Annotated in this window: 16 protein-coding genes; 6 read left to right on the top strand and 10 right to left on the bottom strand. The window is 66.6% G+C overall.

Translation table 11 applies throughout. The annotated features are described in order from the left end of the window. The first annotated feature begins 2 nt into the window (after window positions 1-2). A complete protein-coding gene (locus ACIA76_RS14770; RefSeq protein ID WP_397152306.1) occupies window positions 3-527 on the top strand; it encodes a DUF4190 domain-containing protein in 525 nt (174 codons plus the stop codon). Here ACIA76_RS14770 and ACIA76_RS14765 read toward each other — a convergent pair. After that, window positions 524-973 (bottom strand): hypothetical protein, encoded by a 450-nt coding sequence (locus tag ACIA76_RS14765; RefSeq protein ID WP_397152305.1) that lies wholly within the window; start codon window positions 971-973, stop codon window positions 524-526. The two genes, ACIA76_RS14770 and ACIA76_RS14765, sit on opposite strands and share 4 nt — an antisense overlap. Before the next feature lie 136 nt (window positions 974-1109). Here ACIA76_RS14765 and ACIA76_RS14760 point away from each other — a divergent pair, with 136 nt between their 5' ends. From ACIA76_RS14760 to ACIA76_RS14750, 3 genes are all read left to right on the top strand, one after another. Beyond that, the gene (locus ACIA76_RS14760) at window positions 1110-1961 is read left to right on the top strand and encodes a helix-turn-helix domain-containing protein (RefSeq protein ID WP_397152304.1); all 852 of its coding nucleotides are present in this window, start codon (window positions 1110-1112) and stop codon (window positions 1959-1961) included. A gap of 9 nt (window positions 1962-1970) precedes the next feature. Continuing rightward, window positions 1971-2354, top strand: a complete 384-nt coding sequence (locus ACIA76_RS14755) for a DUF397 domain-containing protein (RefSeq protein WP_397152303.1) — start codon at window positions 1971-1973, stop codon at window positions 2352-2354. Window positions 2355-2441: 87 nt separating this feature from the next. Beyond that, entirely contained in the window at window positions 2442-4424 is a 1983-nt protein-coding gene (locus ACIA76_RS14750; RefSeq protein WP_397152302.1) for a M13 family metallopeptidase, read from the top strand. A gap of 79 nt (window positions 4425-4503) precedes the next feature. On the opposite strand, the gene ACIA76_RS14745 is transcribed toward ACIA76_RS14750, so the two are convergent. The 8 genes from ACIA76_RS14745 to ACIA76_RS14710 all read right to left on the bottom strand — a co-directional run bounded on the left by ACIA76_RS14745 (window position 4504) and on the right by ACIA76_RS14710 (window position 13592). After that, a complete protein-coding gene (locus tag ACIA76_RS14745; RefSeq protein ID WP_397152301.1) occupies window positions 4504-5586 on the bottom strand; it encodes an ABC transporter ATP-binding protein in 1083 nt (360 codons plus the stop codon). Window positions 5587-5634: 48 nt separating this feature from the next. Continuing rightward, window positions 5635-6963 carry an ABC transporter substrate-binding protein gene (locus ACIA76_RS14740; RefSeq protein WP_397152300.1) on the bottom strand — a complete coding sequence of 443 codons (1329 nt, stop codon included), beginning with the start codon at window positions 6961-6963 and terminating at the stop codon, window positions 5635-5637. 19 nt (window positions 6964-6982) lie between these two features. Beyond that, complete coding sequence (locus tag ACIA76_RS14735; RefSeq protein ID WP_397152299.1) at window positions 6983-7876, bottom strand: carbohydrate ABC transporter permease; 894 nt, start codon at window positions 7874-7876, stop codon at window positions 6983-6985. Next, entirely contained in the window at window positions 7873-8802 is a 930-nt protein-coding gene (locus ACIA76_RS14730; RefSeq protein WP_397152298.1) for a carbohydrate ABC transporter permease, read from the bottom strand. The genes ACIA76_RS14735 and ACIA76_RS14730 overlap by 4 nt, the downstream gene beginning before the upstream one ends. Window positions 8803-9170: 368 nt before the next feature. Beyond that, a complete protein-coding gene (locus tag ACIA76_RS14725; RefSeq protein ID WP_397152297.1) occupies window positions 9171-10112 on the bottom strand; it encodes a L,D-transpeptidase in 942 nt (313 codons plus the stop codon). A 305-nt stretch (window positions 10113-10417) separates the two neighbouring features. Further along, window positions 10418-11788 carry a cytochrome P450 gene (locus tag ACIA76_RS14720; RefSeq protein WP_397152296.1) on the bottom strand — a complete coding sequence of 457 codons (1371 nt, stop codon included), beginning with the start codon at window positions 11786-11788 and terminating at the stop codon, window positions 10418-10420. 39 nt (window positions 11789-11827) lie between these two features. Next, window positions 11828-13051: a serine hydrolase domain-containing protein gene (locus tag ACIA76_RS14715; protein WP_397152295.1), complete on the bottom strand. Its 1224-nt coding sequence runs from the start codon at window positions 13049-13051 to the stop codon at window positions 11828-11830. 25 nt (window positions 13052-13076) lie between these two features. Continuing rightward, window positions 13077-13592: a DUF6764 family protein gene (locus ACIA76_RS14710; RefSeq protein WP_397152294.1), complete on the bottom strand. Its 516-nt coding sequence runs from the start codon at window positions 13590-13592 to the stop codon at window positions 13077-13079. 119 nt (window positions 13593-13711) lie between these two features. Here ACIA76_RS14710 and ACIA76_RS14705 point away from each other — a divergent pair, with 119 nt between their 5' ends. After that, on the top strand, window positions 13712-15247 hold the full coding sequence (locus ACIA76_RS14705) for an MFS transporter (RefSeq protein WP_397152293.1): 1536 nt from the start codon (window positions 13712-13714) through the stop codon (window positions 15245-15247). A gap of 165 nt (window positions 15248-15412) precedes the next feature. Here ACIA76_RS14705 and ACIA76_RS14700 read toward each other — a convergent pair whose 3' ends face one another. Next, window positions 15413-16084, bottom strand: coding sequence for a S1 family peptidase (locus tag ACIA76_RS14700; RefSeq protein ID WP_397152292.1), 672 nt, complete (start codon window positions 16082-16084; stop codon window positions 15413-15415). A 561-nt stretch (window positions 16085-16645) separates the two neighbouring features. On the opposite strand from ACIA76_RS14700, the gene ACIA76_RS14695 reads away from it, so the two are divergent. Continuing rightward, complete coding sequence (locus ACIA76_RS14695; protein ID WP_397152577.1) at window positions 16646-17464, top strand: MlaE family ABC transporter permease; 819 nt, start codon at window positions 16646-16648, stop codon at window positions 17462-17464. Window positions 17465-17467 lie beyond the last annotated feature (3 nt).

The following is a 17467-nucleotide window of genomic DNA, read 5'->3' as shown; positions in this document are numbered from 1 at the left end:
CCATGACGGAGAATCCGCCTCCCGGCCAATACCCGCCGCCCGGGCAGACTCCCCCGCCCGGCCAGTACCCGCCCCCGCCGCCGGGTTCGTATCCCCCACCGGGTTCGTATCCGCAACCCGGCCAGCCCTATTGGCAGGAGCAGAAGGGCAGGGGGCTGGCCGTCACGGCGCTGGTGCTGGGCATCCTCGCGCTGCTGAGCTGCTGGACGATCATCGGCGGCATCCTGTTCGGCCTGGTCGGCCTCGTTTTCGGCATCATCGCGCTGGTCAAGTCCCGCAAGGGAACCGCCGCGGGCGGCGGAATGGCCATCGCCGGTCTGGTGCTGAGCCTGCTGGGCCTGATCGCCGCGATCGTGATCACGGCCATCGGCGTGAACATCTTCGTCAACAACGGCGGTAAGGACTTCCTCGACTGCGTGAACAAGGCGGGCGGGAGTCAGTCGAAGATCGACCAGTGCCAACGCGATTGGAATCAGACGCTGGAGAACAAGTACAGCGTCACCCCGAGCCCGCAGCCCACGAACTAATGCGTCCGGCACCCGCGGGTGATCGCCACGACCTCACCGAACGTCGGTCGTAGCGCATCCGCGGGCATGTCGATCCACACCCGATAGCCCGTACGCTCGTCGGCCGGTGACGGCAGCACGATGCGGGTGCCGGGCAGCGCGAGTGCGGCACCCAGACCGATCAGCTCGGCGACCACGCTCATATCCTGACCCGATTCGTCTACATGTCCGGTCAGGAAGGTCCAGCGCGCCGAGCGCGGATGTCCGATGATCGGACCGTACGCGGCGAGGCGTTCGCGGACCCGATGTCCGAGCACGGCGGGCATCGTGACGGCCCCGACCGGCCCGACCTCCAACATGATTCGGCCCAACGCGGGTTGGACTACGCCGTAGAGGGCGTTCTCCTTGCGATACCGGCGACAGCGTTCGAGCGCCTCCTGCACGGCGGCGTACGACGCGGTGCTCATGGTGGGCCCAGCATGTTCACGGCGAACCTCATTCGGGGTAGTCGGCGTGAAGCGGTTATGCACAGACCGTATCGTCGGGTAATGCGGATGACAATAGTCACACGCCGGAGATTCCCGCGGCGTAGCATGACCGTGCATGGCACCCCTCTCGCCAACGGTCGCCCGGTGGGAATTGGTTCTGCGCCTGCGTGAATTGCGTGAGCAACGGGGATTCGATTCGGCCACCTTCGCCAAACGTGCCGGATTCACCCCGGCCAACTGGTCGCATGTCGAGAAGGGTCGACGGGTTCTCACCGTCAATACGATCGGTCCGGTGCTGGCGTTGCTGGACGTGCCCGACGAGGAGCGCGACGAACTGCTGGGTCTGCTCGCGGCCAGTAAGGATCGAGGCTGGTGGACCAAGTCCTCGGCGCTGATCGGTCCGGAACTGCAGCGCTACTACGGCATGGAGTACGGGGCGGAGAGCATCCGCAGCTACGACAGCCTGGTGATTCCCGGTCTGCTGCAGACCGAGGCCTATGCCCGGGCATTGATCAGCGCGGACGTCATGATCCGCCCGGTGCAGGTGGAACAGCTGGTGGCCGTGCGCATGCGACGTCAGCAGCGACTGCGCGGATCCGAGCGAGTGGAGTTGACGGCCGTGGTCGGCGAGGCGACGCTGCTGCAGCAGCTCGGCGGTCCGGGGGTGCTGCGCGGTCAGCTGGAATATCTGGCCGATCTGCTCGAGGAGCTCGATTCGGTGAAGCTACGGGTGATTCCGTTCACCGCTCCGGCGGGGGCCATCCTGGGCGGATCCAGCTTCCACCTGCTGGATTTCGCCGCCGCCAGCCTGCCGACCTTCGCCTGGGCGGAGAGCGCGGTATTCGGCGGTGCGGTCGACAATCCCGAACAGGTGCGCGATCTGGCGTTCGCATATGTCCGCGCACTGGACCAATCCCTCAGTCGCACTGAGACATTGGCGCTGATTCGCAAGTACGCCCGCGTGTAAAATCTGCCCATGCCAACCACCGCCAGATATCGGCCGGAGGTCACCGGCTGGTTCACGTCGACCCGTACCAATAACGGCAATCAATGTGTCGAGGTCCGGTTCGAGGGCGATGCGGTGCTCATCCGTGACAGTAAGTTCCGGCGCAATCCGGTCCACCGCCCCGAAGACGAGCCCGTCATCACCGTGACCGCCACCGAATGGATGTCCTTCCTCGCCATGGTCCGCTACCGCGCGGTGATCGCCGGTGAACTCACCGCACACACCGCGAACGACGGCCACACCACCCTGCGTCACCGCGAGGTGATGCTCACCTACACCCCCGCCGAATGGGCGGCCTTCGTGGCCGGAGCCCACGACGGCGAATTCGACCGCGATCCCGCGCGGATCCGCTAGGGATCCGATCCAGAGGTTCCGCATGTTCCCGGTCCAGAGGTTCCGCATGTTCCCGGCGCAGCCGGGATCGTCGGCATACTGGACTGCGTGACCTCCGATGTGACGACTCCCTCCGGCCTCGATCTGACCCACCGCGACGATGCCGTGCGGGTGCAGGACGATCTGTTCGCGCACGTCAACGGGAAGTGGCTGCACGACTACGCGATACCGGCCGACCGGGCGGTCGACGGCGCCTTCCGGAAGCTGTACGACCGGGCCGAACTCGATGTCCAGACGATCATCCAGCGGGCGGCGGCCTCGGCTGCCGCACCGGGCAGTGATGAGCGCAAGGTCGGCGACCTCTACGCCAGCTTCATGGACGAGGCGGCGGTCGAGGCGGCGGGGCTGACCCCGATCGCCGAGGAACTGGCCGCCGTCCGGGCGGTGCGCGAGCACGGCGAATTCGCGGGCCTGCTGGGCCGGTTGCAGCGCATCGGCGTGGGCGGTGCGCTGATGCTCTACGTCGACACCGACGATAAGAATTCGCAGCGCTATCTGGTGCACGCCACCCAGTCGGGTATCGGACTGCCCGATGAATCCTATTATCGCAGCGACGATTACGCGGAGATCCGCACCAAGTACATCGAGCATATCGGGCGCATGTTCGCATTGGCGGGTATCGACGACGATCCGCAGCGGGTCTTCGAGCTCGAGCGCAAGCTGGCGGCCGGGCATTGGGATGTGGTCCGCCGCCGCGACGCCGAATTGAGTTACAACCTCACCACATTCGAGGCGCTGGCCGCCGAGAATCCGGAATTCGACTGGACCGCCTGGACTTCCGCCCTCGCCGAGGGCGCCGATCGTCCGGGCACGGAACTGTTCGCCGAACTGGTGCTGCGCCAGCCGGATTACGTGCGCACCTTCGCCCAGCTGTGGGCCGCCGAACCGCTCGAGGATTGGCGGGCCTGGGCCACCTGGCGGGTGCTGCGCTCGCGCGCACCGTATCTCACCGCGGCCCTGGTCGAGGAGCATTTCGACTTCGCCGGACGCACGTTGACCGGCGCGCAGGAGAACCGCGAGCGCTGGAAGCGTGGCGTCTCGCTGGTACAGGATCTGCTGGGTGAGGTGGTCGGCAAAATCTATGTGGCCGAGCACTTTCCGCCCGCGGCCAAGGAGCGGATGAAACAGCTGGTCGCCAACCTGACCGAGGCCTACCGCCGCAATATCGCCGATCTGGACTGGATGGGTCCCGAGACCAGGCAGGCCGCGCTGGCCAAGCTGGAGAAGTTCACGCCCAAGATCGGCTATCCCGATACCTGGCGCGACTACTCCGCGCTCCAGATCGATCCGGCCGATCCGGTGGGCAACTACCGCCGCGGCTATGCCGCCGACCACGATCGCGATGTGCGCAAGCTGGGCGGTCCGGTGGATCGCGATGAATGGTTCATGACCCCGCAGACGGTCAACGCCTACTACAACCCGGGCATGAACGAGATCGTCTTCCCCGCCGCGATCCTGCAGCCGCCGTTCTTCGATATGAACGCCGACGACGCTGCCAACTACGGCGGCATCGGCGCGGTCATCGGCCACGAGATCGGGCACGGCTTCGACGATCAGGGCGCCAAATACGACGGCGACGGCAACATGATCGACTGGTGGACCGATGCCGACCGCGAGGAATTCGGTCAGCGCACCAAGGCGCTGATCGAGCAGTACAACCAGTTCTCGCCGCAGGATCTGGGCGATAGCCATAAGGTCAACGGCGAATTCACCATCGGCGAGAACATCGGCGACCTCGGCGGGTTGTCGATCGCCCTGCAGGCCTACAAGATCTCCCTCGACGGCGCCGAACCGCCGGTGATCGACGGCCTCACCGGCCTGCAGCGCGTCTTCTTCGGCTGGGCCCAGGTCTGGCGCACCAAGGCCCGCAAGGAGGAGGCCATCCGCCGCCTCGCCGTCGACCCGCATTCCCCGCCGGAGTTCCGCTGCAACGGCGTCGTCCGCAACCTCGACGGCTTCCACGAGGCCTTCGGCGTGCAGCCGGGCGATGCGCTCTACCTCGATCCGGTGGAGCGCGTCCGGATCTGGTGATCCCGGCGAAAAGCATGCCGGGAGCATAAGGGGCTACCTGCCGGGAGCATAAGAGGCTGCATGCCGGGAACATAAGGGGCTAATTGACTCTGAGCTCGCTGTTCGCGTCGAAGAAATACACCTCGTCGATCTTCGGCGTGAGCAGCAGGCGGTCGCCGAGGGCGACCTGGAAGCGGCGGTCGACCCGGGCGACGATCTTGCCGGAGTGGCTCGACCATTCGTCGGTCACGCCGTGGGCGTAGACGAAGGATTCGGAGCCGAGTTCCTCGAGCAGTTCCACCTCGGCGGGCAGGGCGTTGCTCTCGTCGGTGGTGGTGTCCCAGGATTCGGGGCGGATGCCGACGATCACCCGGTCGCGAGCGGAATCGGTGCGCGGCAACGGGATCCGCAGCTCGTTCAGCACGGCCGCGCCCTCGCGCACGGGCGCGGTGAACAGATTCATCGCGGGTGATCCGATGAATCCGGCCACGAAGGTGTTGACCGGATCGTCGTACAGTTCGCGCGGCGCGGCCACCTGCTGGAGCCGGCCGTCGCGCAGCACCGCCACCCGATCGCCCATGGTCATCGCCTCCACCTGGTCGTGGGTGACGTAGACCGTGGTGGTGCCCAGTCGCTTCTGCAGCGCGGCGATCTGGGCGCGGGTGCTGACGCGCAGCTTGGCATCCAGATTCGACAGCGGCTCGTCCATGCAGAACACCTGCGGCCGGCGCACGATCGCGCGACCCATCGCCACCCGCTGCCGTTGTCCGCCGGACAGTTTCGCGGGTTTGCGATCGAGCAGCTGTTCCAGTTCGAGCATGCGCGCGGCCTCGAGCACCCGCGCGGTGGTCTCGGCCTGGTTCATGCCCGCATTGCGCAGCGCGAAGCCCATATTCTGTGCCACGGTCATATTCGGGTACAGGGCATAGCTCTGGAACACCATCGCCACGTCACGGGCCCGCGGCGGCAGGCCCGTGACATCGCGTTCGTTGATCAGAATGCGGCCCCGCTCAACGGATTCCAGACCGGCCAGCATGCGCAGACTGGTCGACTTGCCACAGCCCGACGGGCCAACGAGGACGAGGAACTCCCCGTCGGCGATATCGATGTCGAGGCTGTCGACGGCGGGTGTCGGCGCACCCGGATACAGGTGCGTCGCACCGTCGAATTGCACAGTCGCCATGTGGCTTCCTTTATACGTTCACGGGTCCCGGCATGCTTGTCGCCGGGACTACTTGGGCAGCTTGGGGGCGATCTGGCGGTCGTAGATCGCCTGCAGCTGGCTGCTCACATCGGCGAAGACCGAGCTGACATCCTTGTTCTGCAGACCGATCTGCTCGAGGCCGGTGCCGATGATCTTGTCGCCGCCGGGCAGGAAGACGCGGGCGTAGTCCTGCGACTTCGTCAGCGGCAGTTGATCGAACGCGGTCTTGGAGTTCGGGTTCTTGGCCAGGAAGTCCTGTTCGCTCGCGTCCTGGTTGGCCGACTTACGCACCGGGATGTAGCCGGTGGCCTGGGTGAAGTAGGCCGTATTGGCCGTATTCGTCAGGAAGTCGATGAACTTCAGCGCGTTGACCTTGCGCTGATCGGAGATGCGCGCCGGAATCGCCAGTCCCGCACCGCCGGTGGTGCAGCCCGGACCGTCCGGATGCGGCAGGAATGCGGTGCCGAATTCCAGCTTGCCGGTGGCATTGGCCTTGATGCCCTTGAGATCTCCGGTGGAGGCGATGGTCGAGGCCACCACGCCGGTGCCGAAGTCGGTGGCGATATCCGGGCGGATGCTGGCGTACTTCTTGTTGTTGATCGAGTCGCGCAGATAGTTACCCGCCGCGATGGTGCCCGGATCGGTGAACCTCAGCTTCCACTGATCCGAATACGCCCCGCCGAAGGTCCAGTTCGGGCCCTGGAAGGTCCAGGCCAGGTAGTTCTTGGCATCGCCCCAGCCGTGCGCCCACTTGCCGCCGCCGATGACACCCTGGATCTTCGGGCCCCACTCGTCGAATTCCTGCCAGGACTGCGGGCCGCGGTCGGGCAGTCCGGCCTTCGACCAGACGTCCTTGTTGTAGTAGAACAGCGGCGTCGAGCGCGAATACGGCAGCGCCCAGGTCTTCCCGTTGAACTTGTAGTCGTTGACGAAGGTGTCGACATAATCGGCGACATTCACCCCGGCGGCGGAGAAGTGCCCGTCCAACGGCTCGATCGATCCGTTCAGCGCGTAGTTGAACCACCAGACATCCGACAGCACAACCACATCCGGCAGCTCGCCACCGGACAGCGCCGCGTTGAACTTCTGCGACACCTCCTCGTAGGTAGCTCCCGCGTCGACCAGCTTCACCTTCAGGTCCGGATTCGCGGTCTGGAACCGCTTGATGATCTCGTTCTCCAGGTCCTTGGAGGTGCCGGGGTGGCTGGACCAGAACGTGATGGTGTTCGCATCGCCGGACTGCTTGGAGCCGCCGCCGGTTCCGGCGCAGGCGGTCAGCGCGAGACCGGCCGCGGCCGCGCCGGACAGACCGAGAAACCCGCGTCGCGACAGCGACGGGAATCGAACATCGGACACAGGAATCTCCTTGTGAGGGTTAACCTTTGACCGCACCGGAGGTGAGGCCTTTGATCATGTGACGCTGCAGGATGAGGAAGACGATCAGGATCGGCAGCATGGTGAGCAGGGTGCCCGCCATCACCGGACCCCAGTTGGTGACGCTGGGATTCTCGGTGTTCTGCAACAGGGTCAGGCCCACCGGCAGCGGCGCGACGCGTGAATCGTCGGCCATCAGGAACGGCCACAGGTATTCGTTCCACTCGTTGACCAACGTGACGACCGCGAAGGCGACCATCGTCGGGCCGGACATCGGCAGCACCACCCGGGTGAGCAGCCGCCACCAGTTCGCGCCGTCCATCCGCGCCGCCTCGATCACCTCGACCGGCAGCGACAGGAAGTGATTGCGCATCAGAAAGGTGCCGAAGGCGACGCCGCACAGCGGAACGATGATGCCCTGGAAGGTGTTTCGCCAGCCCAGCTGCGCGATGAGCGCGTAGTTGGAGATGACGGTGATCTGATTGGGCACCATGAGTGCCGCGATGATCAGCAGGAAGACGATTGTCTTACCCGGGAAGCGCAGGAACACCAGACCGTAGGCGCTGAACACGCCGAGCACGAACTTCACCGCCGCGATGATCACGGTGATGATCACCGAATTGCGCAGGAACTGCCAGAACGGCAGCGCGGTCGTCGCCTCGCGATAGTTCTCCGGATGCCAGCTGTGCGGCCAATACACCGCGGGCTGGGTGTAGATGTCCGGGCGGTCCTTGAACGAGGTGATGATGATCCAGAACAGCGGCATCCCGACGATCAGCAGCACGCACACCATGGCGGCATAGCCGAGCAGCGTGGCGGCGCGCTCGCGCCGGCGGTACGACGCCGCGAAGCGGTGCGCCGCTTCGGTTCCGGCGGTGACTGCGGTGGTGGTCATCGGTCGCCTCGATCCATGACGCGCACCTGCACCAGCGTGACGATCAGCAGCACCACGAACATGATGGTGGCGACCGTCGCGCCGTAGCCCGCGCGGAAGTTGCGGAAGGACTCCAGGTAGACCTGGTAGACCATGGTCGTCGTGCCGGTGCCCACCGGTCCGCCGCGGGTCATCACGTTGATGATGTCGAAGACCTGCAGCGAATTCAGCATGACCGTGATCGACAGGAAGAACGTCGTCGGCCGCAGCTGCGGCAGCAACACCCGGGTGAAGGTGGCCCAGCGGCTCGCCCCGTCGATCTCCGCGGCCTCCAGCAGTTCCTGCCGGGTGCCCTGCAGCGCGGCCAGGTAGATGACGAAGGTGTAGCCGAGGTTCTTCCAGATGTAGGTGAACGTCACCATGACCAGCGCCCAGTGCGGATTCTGGTAGAAGTCCGGCACATTCGTCACGCCGATCCGATGCAGCAGATCCTGCACCAGGCCGAAGCTGGGATCGAAGATGAACTGGAAGGCCACGCCGATGGCGGCGCCGGAGATCACGAACGGGGCGAAGATCGCCGAGCGGACCACATTGCGGCCGAACAGCTTCCGATCCAGCAGCAGGGCCAGCGCCAGGCCGAGCGCCATGCTGCCCACCACCGCCGCGATCGTGAAGATCAGGGTATTGGCGACGATATCCCAGGAATCGCTGCGGCCCAGCCACTCCGTGTAGTTCGCGATGCCGATGTAGTTGGCGACCGGATCGGAGATGTTCCAGTCGGTGAAGGACAGCCGAATGTTGTCCAGCAGCGGCCGATACACGAACAGCCCCAACAGAATCAGATTCGGCACGACCAGAACCAGGAACAACGCGTAGTCGCTCCAGGGGCGGCCCTTCAGACCACGAACCGGGGGTTGGGGAAGCACTCGTTCGGGCCGGGATCGCACCGCGGCAGCTTGACGGTTTCGGGCAAATGAACGGTTAACCGCTGATGCCCATCTGCTGAACTGTCCGTGCGCATCGGCACATTCGACGGGGGAATCCTTGGGCAAACCGGACATGCGCCGAATAGTAGGGCGACGTAAGGCAATTCATCAGTGAAACGACGAAGCCCGCTCCGCGCATCGCGGAGCGGGCTTCCCGGCATGTGCCCGACTACTTGTCTCCGGCATGTGCCCGACTACTTGTCTCCGGCATGTGCCCGACTACTTGTCTCCGGCATGTGCCCGACTACTTGTCTCCGGCACGTGCCCCACTACTTGTCCCCGGCATGCGCCTGACTACTTACTTGTCCCCGGCATGCTCTTCGCCGGGATTAGTTCCAGTCGCCCATACCGTCGCTGGTGCTGAAGGTGCCCTTGGAGTTCTGGACGATGACCGGATCGCCCTTCTGGGAGTTCTCGAAGAACCACTGGGCGTCGGCGGGGCTGACGTTCAGGCAGCCGTGGCTGGTATCCGAATAGCCCTGCTGCGGAACCGACCACGGGGCGGAGTGGACGAAGATGCCGCTGTTGGACAGGCGGGTGGCGTACTCGACCTCGAGCTTGTAGCCCTCCGGATCGGTGACCGGGACCCCGTAGGTGGAGGAGTCCATGATCATCTTCCGGTTCTTCTCACCCACGTAGTAGATGCCGTTGGGCGTCTCGTGCTTGGTCTTGCCCATGGAGGTGGGCATCGTCTTGATCACCTCGCCGTTGCGGGTGATGGTGACGGTATGGGTGGCGTCGTCGGCGATCGCCTTGACCTCGTCGCCGATCTTGTAGGCGACCTTCGTGCCGCCGGCCTCGACGGTGATATCGGAGTTCGCGGGCCACAGATCCTCGGGCCGCCAGCGCACCTGCTGGTCACCGCGCCAATAGAAATGGCCCTTGGTGGCATTGCTGGAGGTGATCCGGATGGCCTTCTCGGCCGCGCCGTGATCGGTGACCGGATCCTTGAAGTTCACGATGATCGGCTGCGCCACGCCGACCGTGTCGCCATCGCTCGGGCTGACGCTCGGCGGGGCGAAGTTGGCCTGCGGCAGTGGCGGCGGATTCTTCACCGGCGCCGCGCCCGGATCGGGCTGCGGGGCCTGTACGACCGCCGGGGCGCCCGGCAGGTCCGGGCCGCCGGGCCACAGCGGGGCGGCCGAGGCGGGAGCGACCGAGATAGCGGCGGCAGCTGCCAGCGCCAGCGAGGTCACCGCCAGGGATAGGACACCGATTCGAGCGGGTCGGCTCGTCGAGCCCCGAGCGGGTTTCCAGGTGGTGGTGCGCACAGCCGTTCGTCCTCTCCATCCTCTTTCGCACGCGAGCGGCGTGCGGGAAGGTCTCGCGCGATACGAGCGCCGGTCGGTATATCGACCCCGACCTGGAATCCATTACTACATCCCGTGCGTGTCCGGGCCAATTGCCTTCTCGCAGTTATGAAGACCGACCCATCGGTGTGCGATACGTCACGTACGCGACGCGCTGCCACCACCGACCGGGGAAAGCGCCGTTCGCATCGGCGAGTCGGTGACCTTGTGGATGCGACCGGATGGAAACGGCGGCGATGCTTCCCCAAACCCCATTGTGAGGCAAATCACTCGCTAACGGTTCGGGCGGACCGGACATCGAAGGTGATTCCGGCATGCGGCCCGGTGGCGATGTTATGCGGGACCGACAGCGGAATTCGGGCGCGGGCATAGCGCGGGGCCAGGGCCAGCTCGACCCGGTTCAGTATGGTGGCCAGCGCGATGCGCAGCTCGTAATCCGCCAGCGGCGCACCGACGCAGCGGCGATGCCCGCCGCCGTAGGGTGCGAATTCGAACGGTCCGTAGCGGCGTTCGAGGAAGCGTTCGGGCGCGAACTCGCCGGGATCCGCCCAGATCTCGGGATCGGAGTGCAGCAGCGGCATGGCCAGGCCCACGGTGTCCCCCGCGCCCAGCGCGACCCCGCCGAGGGTGAACGGCCCGGTCAGCCGCCGCAGCACGATCGGCACCGGCGGATGCAGCCGCAGCGTCTCCTGGCAGACCGCGTCCAGATACGGCAGCCGGGCCAGCTCCTCGGGTTCGGCGTCGGCGCCCGCCCCGGCGAGTTCGGCCCGCAGTCGGTGCAGCGTCTCCGGCTGGCGGTGCAGCCGATACAGCGCCCAGACGAGACTGGTCGCGGTCGTCTCGTGCCCGGCGACGAGCAGCGTGCGCAGCTGTTCGCGCAGGTCGGCGTCGGTGATCGCGGTGCCGTCCTCATAGCGCGCCGCGAGCAGCATGTCGAGGATGTCCGCGCCCGCGGATCCGCCGGCCCGCCGGGCGGCGATATCGGCGTCGACGAGGGCGTCGAGGCGGGCGCGGGCGGCCAGGAACCGATCCCACGGTCCATGCCCGAATACGCTGTGCCGCAAGGCCGGAACGAGCATGAGCGGCCCGCTGAAGGCGGTCAGGAAGGCCACCACCGTCGCGGTGTACTCGGCGCGCCGCCGATCGTCCTCGAGGCCGAAGACCGCACGCAGGATGACCCGCAGCGTGATCGCCCGGGCCGCGACGCGCGCATCGACCCGCGCGCCCGATCGCCAGGCCACCCCGCGCCCGCAACCGTCCAGCTCCGCCCGAACGGAATCGCGAATGATCATGCCGTAGTGGCGAATTCGATCGCGATGGAATGCGGGCGCCAGAAGCGATCGTTCTTGCCGATGCCGCACACCGCGCGCCAGAATCAAAGAGGCCGAACCGACCAGCGGCTCAATGGGATTCGGCAGTGGCGGCGCCAATACCTCGACGGGCGCGCGAAACAATTCCATTGCGCCGGAACCTGTTCCGGTGAACAAGGCCGCGCCGAATCCGGGAAATCGGACGAAGAACGGATCACCCTCGCGTTCGCGCCGCCATCGGAAATACCGATCGAAGTCGATTCCGGCCCACAGCGCATGCGCCACCGCCACCCGCGGTACCGGCGGTATTCGCTCCGCGCCGTCCATCTCCAGGAATACGGGTCGGCGGGCCGGATGGTTCGATGCCTACTCCGTGCTCCGCAGCACCGCCGCCCGAGCCATGGCGCCCAACCGGGCCAATCGGCCGTCCCCGATGGTGTTCAGGGAATTGCCCAGCCGATTGGTGACGAAGGCGACCGACATGCCCAGTTCCGGATCGGCGTAGGCGCCGGAACCGCCCACGCCGTAATGCCCGAAGCCGCGGCGGATCGGGCGGCGGGAGGCGATGGGCGGCCGGTGATAGCCGAGAGTGAACCCCAGCGGCAGGCCGATGACGTAATCGCGACCGTGGCTCTGCACCCGGCTGATCTGTGCGATGGTCTCCGGCCGCAGCAATCGCACCTCGTCGACGTCTCCGCCGTTGGCGAGCGCGCCGTACATCCGGGCCAGTGCCCGGGCCGCGAAGACGCCGTTGAAGCCGGGCATCACCGAATCGTGTACGCGTGGATCGTCCACCAGCGCATCGAAACCCAGCGGCATCCCCGCCTCGGCGATCCCGCCGAGGCGACGGCTGCGCTCGAAGACGGCCGCGGCGGTGTCCCAGCGCAGCACCGGCACTCGCAGCCGCGGGAAGGTCCGGGCGATGCGATGCCGCTGGTCCTCGGGCACCCGGAACCAGAACTCCTCGGCCCCCAGCGGTTCGGCGATCTCGCGCCGCAGGACATCGGTGAAGTCCGCACCGGTCACCCGCGCCACGATCTCGGCGACCAGCCAGCCGAAGGTGACCGCGTGATATCCGGAGGACAGCAGGCGGCGCGGATCCGGTTCGGCATCGGCCAGCGCCCGCACCATCGCGTCGTAGTCGAGCAGGCCCGCGGGCGTCTCGGCCAGCCCGCGCACCCGATGCAGTCCGGCCCGATGCGCCAGCACATCGCGCACGGTGATCTCGCCCTTGTCGTGCGCGGCGAATTCGGGCCAGTACGTCGCCACGGGTGCGTCGTAGTCGATGAGACCGCGCTCGGCCAGCCGGTGCAGCACGGTCGAGGCCACACCCTTACCGGTCGAGAAGCTCAGCGCGACGGTATCCGATCGCCAGCGTCGATCGGGTGCGGCCCAGCCGGCCCATACATCGACCACGGGCTGTCCGTGCAGATAGACCGCGAGCGCGCCGCCGCCGCGCGACGGCCGATCGAACATGCGGAAGAACCGGTGCACCAACGGCACGAAGCGCGGATCGATCGTCATCCGCGGTTCGGCGGGCGATGCGGATCCGGACCGCTGTGACTCGGGAAAGGGCGTTGCCGCAACCATGTTCCCACCTCCTTGCGTCCGACGCTCAGGGTAACGCGATCGACGAACCGCGCCAGAGTCCGACCGGGGTCGCCAGGCATAGGCGGCCGGTGCGCGAATCCCAGGCGAAGGCCGCAGCCCCCAGGCAGACGACCGCACGATCGGCCGAAACCACCTGCGCCCGAGAGCCGTTGAGTGCGATGGCGACCCCTGCCCGGCCCGTCTGATCCAGCGCGGTGTGTGCCAGGGCATCCGGCCCGAGGCCGATCGCCACGGGCAGTCCGGCCGCACCCTCGCTGGCACCGGTGCCCCCGGCCGCGCCCAATGCCACGGCGATCGTGCCCGAGTTCGCGCTGGCATAGCCGATTCCGTCCAGGCTCAGAGCGCGAGCGTGGCCGGATCCGGTCGCGACGGCCCGGCAGGCGGTGCGACCGGTGACGATGACGATGTCGCGCCCGGTATCGGAAGCGCAATGCGCGCCGGTTGCTGATGCATTGCCAGCTGCTCCGAGGTAAGCGCCAACCGCAGCGGCCGAACAGAGAATCGCGCTGATCACCTTCATGATCGACTCCTTCCGCCCGCCCTCGCTCACCATACCCAGATCGGTTGCTGGAACGTCGAATCCGCGCGCGGCCGCGTCGAATCCGCCCGAACCGCCCGCACTGGTCGTAGCGTGAGACCGTGAGCACCCAGGAGTTGCCGCGGCTGCGTTCGGCCACCGGGCGGTGGATCGTGCTGGCCACCGTATTGGGTTCGTCGGTCGCCATGCTCGACGCGACGGTCGTCAACATCGCCCTGCCTCGCATCGGCGAGTCGCTGCACACCGGCATGGCCGGGCTGCAGTGGACCCTGTCGGGGTACACCCTGACCCTGGCGTCGTTCATCCTGCTCGGCGGATCGCTCGGCGATCGGCTCGGCCGCAGACGGGTATTCGTCTGGGGCACAATCGGGTTCGCGATCGCCTCGGCGCTGTGCGGCGCGGCGGTGAATATCGAGATGTTGGTCGCGGCCCGGATCGTGCAGGGCCTGGCCGGTGCGCTGCTCACGCCGGGCAGCCTCGCGCTGATCTCGGCCTCGATCGATGAGCGCGATCAGGGTGCGGCCATCGGGGTGTGGTCCGGATTCGGCGGTATCGCGGGCGCGATCGGGCCGTTCCTGGGCGGATGGCTGATCGAGGTCGCGGGCTGGCGGTCCATCTTCCTGATCAATCTGCCGCTGGCGGCCGTCGTGGTCGCGGTGAGTGTGCGGCATGTGCCGGAGAGCCGCGATCCCCATGCGGCCCAACGGTTGGACGTGCCGGGCGCGGTGGTGGTCGCGCTGGGCCTGGGCGCGCTCACCTTCGGCCTGATCGAATCGATGGTGCTGCCCGCGGTGGCCGGTGTGGTGCTGTTGGCGGCCTTCGTGGTGATCGAGCTGCGCAGCGACCATCCGCTGGTGCCGCCCGCGCTGTTCACCGGCCGGCGCCGCGACGGTACGAGAGTCGATGCGGCGCATGCGCGTCCGCGCATGTTCACCGCCGCCAACCTCGTGACCTTCGCCGTCTACGCGGCGCTCGGCGGGGTGTTCTTCCTGCTGGTCCTGCAGCTGCAACAGGTCGCGGGATATTCGCCACTGGCCTCCGGAGTGGCCACGCTGCCCATCACGGTGATCATGTTGTTGCTCTCCGCTCCGGCGGGTCGCTGGGCGCAGCAGCACGGCGCGCGGCTGCCGATGACCGTCGGTCCCCTACTGGCCGCCACGGCGACACTGCTGCTGTTGCGGATCGGCCCGGATTCGCATGGCGTATCGGGATATCTGCTCGATGTGCTGCCCGGCGTGGCCATCTTCGGATTCGGGCTCGCCACGCTGGTCGCACCCCTGACCGGCGCGGTCCTCGGCGCGGTGCCCACGGGCGAATCCGGAATCGCCTCCGGGGTGAACAATGCCGTCGCCCGCACGGCCCAGCTGCTGGCGGTGGCGGCCCTGCCGGGTCTGGCGGGCATCTCCGGGTCGATCCAGGACGCCGCGACCATCGATCACGGCTTCACGATCGCCATGGAGATCTGCGCGGGCCTCCTGGTGACCGGTGCGCTGCTGGCGGGTGCGCTGCTCGGAACCCCACGCCGGGACCGACGGGCCCCGGCCTCGACCGAGCCGACCGTGGACCGCCTGCCGCACTGCGGCATGACCGGCCCGGCGGTCCAGCCGCAGCACCCCGAACAGACCACAGGGCGGTGATTCGCATGCGAATCACCGCCCCGCAAGATCTTCCCTGGGTCCCGGTGCAAGATCTTCCCTTGGTCCGGGCGTGCTTTGTCTTCCGTGGGTCCTGGCGTGCTTTGTCTTCCCTAGGTCCTGGCGTGCTTTATCTTCCCTAGGATCCCGGCGTGCTTTTGGCCGGGACTAGATCGGGCGGAACCCCGCACCCACGTCGCCGCGCGCGTTCATATCGCCCATGATGGCGGTCATGTTGGTGCCGACCTCCGGACCGAAGCAGGCGACGGCCAGATAGGCGTTGACCATGCCGACCAGCGTCGTGCCGACCACCACCGGCGCGCCGGAGTCGCCCTCGACGACGCACATCTGAGTCCAGGTCTCCTGGGTCTGGAAGACATCACCCCAGGCGATGCCGCAGGTGTTGCCGGTGGTCCGGCCCTCCTTGCAGACGATCGCGGGGAACGATGCGGGCGCGCCCAGGCCGGTGATGGTCACATTGCCGACCCGGTTGACCGGGATGATGCGGCCCTCGTCGAACTGGATGACCGCGTAGTCGAGATCGTGATTGGAATAGACGAAGTGACCGATCACGCCCGCGCCACGGGCCTGCTCGGCCACCACCTGCGCCCCGGCGTCGCCGCAGTGCCCGGCCGTAAGGCCGACCAGCCGACCGGCGCCGTCGCGACCCACCGTGGTCACCGTGCATTCGAATTCGTTGTTGACGATGATCCCCGAGCCGCCACCGAGCACGGGCGGGGCGGGATCGGCGTGCGCGACTCCCGCACCCGTCCCCAGCAGCGCCGCGCCGAGGGCGACGGCACAGGCGGCGCGAGCCGCCTTGGCGAGTTGTGTGAACATGTCCCTCCAGACCGTCGGAAGTCGCACGATATCAAGTCATGTAGTTACTACATCCTGTCAGGATTCGAACGCGGACGCGTCCTCCACCAGCGCAGTGTTTGCTGGATCGATGCCGATGATCAAGACGTTACGGCCGGGTCGCCGACGTGTCCGATTCGTCGCGGTGACCGGCGCGTCGCATATTCGAAGCCGGTGTCGCAACCCCTAGATCGGCATCGGACTGGATAGGCTCGAACGGACATTCCGCACGTGTCGCTCAATTTATATAAATCCGATCCGAGAAATTCTCCCGGCGCGACCCGATAGTCGGACATTCGTTCTCATTGATGGAACTAGTTCTAGATTTTGGCCGTGTTCGTTGTGGTACTTACCAACCCGATGTCGTGGATCACAGCAGATGGCGGAACGTGATCTGGGTCTATGACCGGAACCACACTTTGTGGTGTGCTTTTCCTAACTCCGTAGTAAGGTGCGTCAAGCAAACAGTCGTCGGGGCGGGCAACCGGCGTCGAGAGGGGTTAGCCAGTGCAGGTCACCAACAGTCCACCCGTGAGATCCCGAATGAGTGGTGCGGTCGACTGGACAACGGCTTACTGGCAGGACCATCCCAAACGGTCGCTGGAGACCTTCGGTCGCCAGATCACCATGGGCATCGCCGCCGTGGCCGAGCTGTTCGTCGCGATCTTCCGCGGTCGCTTCCCCTTCGGTGAATTCGTGCGGCAGTGCTCGTTCATGGCGAGCGTCGCGGCCGCGCCCACGCTGCTGGTGGCCATCCCGATCGGCGTCATCGTCTCCATTCAGGTCGGGTCGGTCACCGAACAGGTCGGCGCGACGTCGTTCATCGGCGCGGCCAACGGCCTGGGCATCATCCAGCAGGGCGCCCCGCTGGTCACCGCGCTGATGATCTCGGGTGCGGTCGGCTCGGCCATCTGCGCCGATCTGGGCTCGCGCACCATCCGCGAGGAGATCGACGCCATGAAGGTCATGGGCGTCGATCCGCTGCGGCGACTGGTCACCCCCCGGCTCGGCGCCGCGATGCTGGTATCGGTATTGCTCTGCGGCTTCGTGGTTTTCGTCGGCTTCCTGACCGGCTACGTTTTCAACGTATTCGCCCAGAACGGCACCCCCGGCTCCTATGTGGGCACCTTCTCCTCCTTCGCGGTGACGACGGATCTGTTCGTCGCCCTGGTGAAGTCGCTGATATACGGACTGCTCGCGGCGATCATCGCGTGCGATTCCGGACTGAATACGCGCGGCGGCCCGGGTGGTGTGGCCAACTCGGTGAACACCGCCGTGGTGCTGTCCGCGGTGATGTTGTTCGGCGTGAACCTGATAATCACGCAGCTTTACAACACCCTGTTCCCTCCCCAGGTGGTCTGAGCC

Origin of the sequence: Nocardia sp. NPDC051570, assembly GCF_044454005.1 — a bacterium.
GTDB lineage: Bacteria > Actinomycetota > Actinomycetes > Mycobacteriales > Mycobacteriaceae > Nocardia.
This window is presented reverse-complemented; position numbering and strand designations above follow the sequence as displayed.

What these genes read in the sequence shown, in the direction of transcription:
- ACIA76_RS14745 (WP_397152301.1), bottom strand. Translation starts at nt 5,586, where the DNA reads ATGGCGACTGTGCAATTCGACGGTGCGACGCACCTGTATCCGGGTGCG.
- ACIA76_RS14710 (WP_397152294.1), bottom strand. Translation starts at nt 13,592, where the DNA reads ATGAAGGTGATCAGCGCGATTCTCTGTTCGGCCGCTGCGGTTGGCGCT.
- ACIA76_RS14770 (WP_397152306.1), top strand. Translation starts at nt 3, where the DNA reads ATGACGGAGAATCCGCCTCCCGGCCAATACCCGCCGCCCGGGCAGACT.
- ACIA76_RS14695 (WP_397152577.1), top strand. Translation starts at nt 16,646, where the DNA reads ATGAGTGGTGCGGTCGACTGGACAACGGCTTACTGGCAGGACCATCCC.
- ACIA76_RS14755 (WP_397152303.1), top strand. Translation starts at nt 1,971, where the DNA reads ATGCCAACCACCGCCAGATATCGGCCGGAGGTCACCGGCTGGTTCACG.
- ACIA76_RS14735 (WP_397152299.1), bottom strand. Translation starts at nt 7,876, where the DNA reads ATGACCACCACCGCAGTCACCGCCGGAACCGAAGCGGCGCACCGCTTC.
- ACIA76_RS14720 (WP_397152296.1), bottom strand. Translation starts at nt 11,788, where the DNA reads ATGGACGGCGCGGAGCGAATACCGCCGGTACCGCGGGTGGCGGTGGCG.
- ACIA76_RS14765 (WP_397152305.1), bottom strand. Translation starts at nt 973, where the DNA reads ATGAGCACCGCGTCGTACGCCGCCGTGCAGGAGGCGCTCGAACGCTGT.
- ACIA76_RS14700 (WP_397152292.1), bottom strand. Translation starts at nt 16,084, where the DNA reads ATGTTCACACAACTCGCCAAGGCGGCTCGCGCCGCCTGTGCCGTCGCC.
- ACIA76_RS14760 (WP_397152304.1), top strand. Translation starts at nt 1,110, where the DNA reads ATGGCACCCCTCTCGCCAACGGTCGCCCGGTGGGAATTGGTTCTGCGC.
- ACIA76_RS14715 (WP_397152295.1), bottom strand. Translation starts at nt 13,051, where the DNA reads ATGGTTGCGGCAACGCCCTTTCCCGAGTCACAGCGGTCCGGATCCGCA.